The sequence below is a fragment of the Shewanella litoralis genome (assembly GCF_009828585.1).
In the GTDB taxonomy this organism is placed as follows: Bacteria; Pseudomonadota; Gammaproteobacteria; order Enterobacterales; family Shewanellaceae; genus Shewanella; species Shewanella litoralis.
Genome location: NZ_WSRZ01000180.1, coordinates 1 through 229, shown reverse-complemented (window position 1 = coordinate 229; position 229 = coordinate 1). Strand labels below are relative to the sequence as shown.

General features: G+C 46.7%; 1 protein-coding gene. It reads left to right on the top strand.

The features are described 5' to 3' along the window. Positions 1-229: hypothetical protein (locus tag GQA99_RS20745; protein WP_206194614.1), on the top strand; the 229-nt coding region annotated here is incomplete at both ends.

Genomic DNA, 229 nt, shown 5'->3' with positions numbered 1-229 from the left:
TATCAGCAATTTTCAGCAACATCCAAAGGGCTGTTCCCCAGGTGCCAAGAGTTATCAGCAATTTTCAGCAACATCCAGAGGGCTGTTCCTCAGGTGCCAAGAGTTATCAGCAATTTTCAGCAACATCCAAAGGGCTGTTCCCCAGGTGCCAAGAGTTATCAGCAATTTTCAGCAACATCCAGAGGGCTGTTCCTCAGGTGCCAAGAGTTATCAGCAATTTTCAGCAACA